The following is a 4,076-nucleotide window of genomic DNA, read 5'->3' as shown; positions in this document are numbered from 1 at the left end:
AATGATTGCGACGGTGGCTTGAACTTTCATACACGATCTCCTTGACGTGGGAAATTCTCGGACCAGCGGCCTAACGCCTGAGTTAAGCCGACCTGCGTAGCGGTACGGCGGTGTGGTACACGTTACCGCATGAGCCGGACCGCGAAGCAGGTTCGGCTTGAACGAATTGTTAGGCCGCACTTTGGTTTATTGCAATTCGCGTATGTCACCAAATTTTTGATAGCAACCAATGATCTATTCCTGTTCCAGGGATGAAGAATGCAGATCCAAGTAGGGCAACAAGGAAGAATGGCACTGACCAAGCCGTTTCTAGCTGCAGTTTTCTCAGGTTAATGAAGTCATAGATCATCAATGCACCGGTGAGTGTCAAGAGCCCGGCGAGCGTAAAAACAATTCCTCCGAACTTATCTAAGGGTGGAATAGCTGATATGCGGATTAAAGCAGGTGACATGATGCTAATAGAGGCAAGCAACATTAGTCTTTTGTGCGAATCGGGCATCTTCCGCTTCAATATTCCGCGGATCACAAAAGTCACGTAAGCAAGTAGAGCGCCGAGATTGCCCCAGACAATGAAGGAAATTTGTCCGCGGCCAGCTTCAACGTCCATGCCGAGACTTCTAAATCGATCGACAATGCTAAACACAGTGGTGAGCGCCACAACTACAACAAGAGCCGCAATGACAGCCCCCACTGTTCCCACGCGACGATGAGTGGCTAGCTTGTCGGCTCTTACAAGTAGTGTTTGAACAAGAAAGAATACAAACCATGCAGTCAAAACAACTCCATGGATAATTAGATAGCTGGGTAATGGTTCCGACGGGAACCATGCTTTCAAGTAGAAAGTTCTGGAGAAGCCTAGAAAAACTAGTGCCAGTAATACCAGGGCATATGCTGGAAAAAATATGCTGCGCTTGTTAACTTGCTGAGGACTGGCCATGGTGATCCGTCCCTTGCTTGATTCGTAACCAGACGATATAGCCGTGAAGTGCACGTTGCAACAGCGGCCTAACGCCTGAGTTAAGCCGGTCTGCGTAGCGGCCGAGCGTTGCGGTACAACTTACCGCAAAAACGAGGCCGCGAAGCGGGCTCGGCTTGAACGAATTGTTAGACGTGCGGCTCCGCCTTGGCAGCAGCCCTGTCCCAGCATTGTTCAATTTCTTGGACTATGGCTTTTGAGCCAATCTTACGAGGTGGTTCATATGGCTCAGGGCGCAGTCTTTGAAGTAGCCAGTCATCAGGCCATCCATCCCAGACTCCGGCTATTGAATGTAGATTTCCACTCAGAACAGGAAATACTTCGTTCCAAAGAACGGACTGAGCCTCATCGAACGTCAGGCCGGAGTTTTGGATTTCCTTGGCGATGTACAGATAGGTGTGGTCTTGGATTTCGGTGTCCAAGAAAAATTCAGAAAAGGCGCGCCAGAGTGGAAGTCGATCATTTGGAGTTGCGAGAACCGATTTCCGCACGTCTAACGCCTGAGTTAAGCCGGCCTGCGTAGCGGCCGAGCGTTGCGGTACAACTTACCGCAAAAACGAGGCCGCGAAGCGGGCTCGGCTTGAACGAATTGTTAGCCGTCAAAATGCCGTAGAAATGGCATCTACGAATTGAAATGAGTTGATAACCCACCCCTCGCTGCCGTTGTATAGAGTGAATGTCCAGACAGTGGCGTGGCGATCAAATTTTTGAAGGTAAGTGATTCGAGCAAGCGATGGACTTGCTGATTTTTTGCTTACAAATTCGTAGCCAATGGATTTGCCAAAACGATTGTCCATTACGGGCCTCTGTAATTCCGCCTGGCCAATCATTGAGTCGAATTCTGCGGTTGGAACGACAGAGTACGGCCGTATAAGCTCTAGGCCTCCGCGAATGTTGCCTTCCGCGGCCAATTTCATGGCGCGCTCTGTGAGTGCTACAGCTTCCTCTTGGCTTTTAAACCCGTCAGCCATGGTTGCCACGGGCATGATGAGGAGGACGAAACAGAGAAGAAGTCGCATAACTTTCCTTGACGGCTAACGCCTGAGTTAAGCCGACCTGTTTAGCGGCACGGCGGTGTGGTACACGTTACCGCATAAGCCGGGCCGCGAAGCAGGTTCGGCTTGAACGAATTGTTAGGTGGCGGGCCGCTTGCGGCGAGCCCAGAACCACCACGTTATTCCAGCAAGAGCAAAAAGGCGTGCTAGCCACACCGCAAAGCCATACTTGTTTACAACAACTACAGGTTCTTTCGTCCCAACCTGAGTGATCGTCACGGACGTTGGACTGGTAAAGGCTGCTGGAATGAAGATGTATTGACGGGACTCACGTCCCAGATGCCTCTGGGATTCGCTTGGGAAGCTGACACCGAAGCCAATCAGCAACGGTATCTGTCCTGATTGGGCAGCTAAGTAAGCGTTGGCTTGGGGCCACGTAAAAAAGTGCCCAACCACAGGAGTCACTAGGAACAAGAGCAAAAAGGCAGGGCAAACGTACTTGAGAAAAAGTTGAACTAGATGCCGCTGCATTGTGTCCCCGCCACCTAACGCCTGAGTTAAGCCGCGCTGCGTAGTGGCACGGCGTTGTGCTAGAAGCTAGCACAAAAGGCCGGGCCACGAAGCGGCGTCGGCTTGAACGAATTGTTAGGCCATGATTATTGCCACTCTTTCTGCTGCCAATGGGTGCCTTTGTCTAGTGCAGAAAGCGCGAGTCCAGCCCATTTCCGAACTTCTTGATCAGCATGATCTAAGTCGAGGGAAATCACAGCGGCCACAGAGGGGTCACCGGATTCCCCGAGTAATTCAAGAATCTTTCCGCGAGTGTATGCGTCGTGGACTGTGGGAAGCAACTCGATAAGTCGCGGCACTGCTTTTTTTGAATCTGGACGGTTTCCCCAGTATGCATTTTCAAAGGTATGAGGGTCTCTATCGAGAATCTGAGACAGCCACTCTTCAACTTGCGAGTCTGTTGGGTTCATGGCCTAACGCCTGAGTTAAGCCGACCTGCGTAGCGGCCGGGCGGTGTGGTACACGCTACCACGCAAGCCAGGCCGCGAAGCAGGTTCGGCTTGAACGAATTGTTAGGCGACAAGCCGTTTACACATGAATGCAGACGAGGCAGGACATAGTGATGAAAATTGGCTAGTTGCCCTTATGCTTTCTGGCGCAGTTTGCCTGTCGACCTTGGAATAACCATTCTCTGTGAAGAATGATTCAGCCGTTGTCGTTAATAACCATGCGGTATGTGCGCCGTTTTGACGGGCCAAGCTTTCAGCCTGACGAACTAACTCACGGCCCAAACCAGTTCCGCGAAATTCCGGGTCTACGGCAAGCGAACGCAGCAAAATGTCATGGCCATAAAGCTCGTAACCAACTGTTCCCTTAAGAACATTTCCTTCTTCAATTCCATAGAGATTGAGTGATCGACAGGTATCGAGATCTGAGGTTGGCAGGTCTGATTTCTCGAGCAACGATCTAACGTTATCGTTTGGTTTGAGCTGCTTCACGGGTGCTCCTTGTCGCCTAACGCCTGAATTAAGCCGCGCCGCGAAGCGGCGTCGGCTTGAATGAATTGTTAGCTGCCACCCTCAAATGTCTCACTGCTGACGGTGAGATCAAGCGAGGGAGCGCTCATTGACCAGGTAGAGAACACGCAGCCGTAATCCGCAGCAACGTCACACATGAACTCAACCCAGGCGAGATGATCAGCAGCGGACAGCGTAAGCCCATAAGGACGAGTTGTGCCTTTCAGCAGCCAGTAGTCACCCGGGCCAGCCTCGGTTGTGACAGTGCAGTTCTCGGCAAGGTGCTGCCCCAGCTTCTCAACCTGTGTCTGGGATGGCCCGAAATCAACGAAGTCAATTGCCAACACCGTTTCAGCGTCGACTCCGCCGGCAGCCAATGCACTCCAAACCTGAGCGGCCTCGAACAATCGTTCAGCCCGCTTGCGTTGCCTGTACTCAACCCACTCCCGCTGAGTTTCACCTTCCATGAAGCCTCCTGTGGCAGCTAACGCCTGAGTTAAGCCGACTTGCGTAGCGGCATCGGCGATGTGGTAAACGCTACCACATGAGCCGGGCCGCGAAGCAAGTTCGGCTTGAACG

General features: G+C 52.0%; 6 protein-coding genes. All 6 read right to left on the bottom strand.

Annotation, left to right across the window (positions count from 1 at the left end; translation table 11 throughout):
- Window positions 1-205 precede the first annotated feature (205 nt).
- A complete protein-coding gene (locus BW989_RS12515) occupies window positions 206-937 on the bottom strand; it encodes a hypothetical protein (RefSeq protein WP_129582936.1) in 732 nt (243 codons plus the stop codon).
- Between the two features lie 167 nt (window positions 938-1,104).
- Window positions 1,105-1,467, bottom strand: coding sequence for a DUF7079 family protein (locus tag BW989_RS12175; protein WP_076588693.1), 363 nt, complete (start codon window positions 1,465-1,467; stop codon window positions 1,105-1,107).
- A gap of 108 nt (window positions 1,468-1,575) precedes the next feature.
- Window positions 1,576-1,947, bottom strand: a complete 372-nt coding sequence (locus BW989_RS12170) for a hypothetical protein (RefSeq protein ID WP_165688607.1) — start codon at window positions 1,945-1,947, stop codon at window positions 1,576-1,578.
- Window positions 1,948-2,627: 680 nt separating this feature from the next.
- The gene (locus tag BW989_RS12510) at window positions 2,628-2,951 is read right to left on the bottom strand and encodes a HEAT repeat domain-containing protein (protein ID WP_129582934.1); all 324 of its coding nucleotides are present in this window, start codon (window positions 2,949-2,951) and stop codon (window positions 2,628-2,630) included.
- Between the two features lie 102 nt (window positions 2,952-3,053).
- A complete protein-coding gene (gene arsN2, locus BW989_RS12165; RefSeq protein WP_076588690.1) occupies window positions 3,054-3,479 on the bottom strand; it encodes an arsenic resistance N-acetyltransferase ArsN2 in 426 nt (141 codons plus the stop codon).
- A 68-nt stretch (window positions 3,480-3,547) separates the two neighbouring features.
- A partial coding sequence (locus tag BW989_RS12160) for a hypothetical protein (RefSeq protein ID WP_076588688.1) occupies window positions 3,548-4,076 on the bottom strand: 529 nt, incomplete at its 5' end.

This window comes from Solilutibacter tolerans (assembly GCF_900155935.1).
GTDB lineage: Bacteria > Pseudomonadota > Gammaproteobacteria > Xanthomonadales > Xanthomonadaceae > Solilutibacter > Solilutibacter tolerans.
The sequence above is the reverse complement of the archived record's forward strand: the minus strand, read 5'-3'. Positions and strand labels throughout refer to the sequence as shown.

Bases quoted from the DNA above. Each gene is read 5' to 3' on its own strand.
- BW989_RS12515 (WP_129582936.1), bottom strand. From the start codon at position 937: ATGGCCAGTCCTCAGCAAGTTAACAAGCGCAGCATATTTTTTCCAGCA.
- BW989_RS12510 (WP_129582934.1), bottom strand. From the start codon at position 2,951: ATGAACCCAACAGACTCGCAAGTTGAAGAGTGGCTGTCTCAGATTCTC.
- BW989_RS12170 (WP_165688607.1), bottom strand. From the start codon at position 1,947: ATGGCTGACGGGTTTAAAAGCCAAGAGGAAGCTGTAGCACTCACAGAG.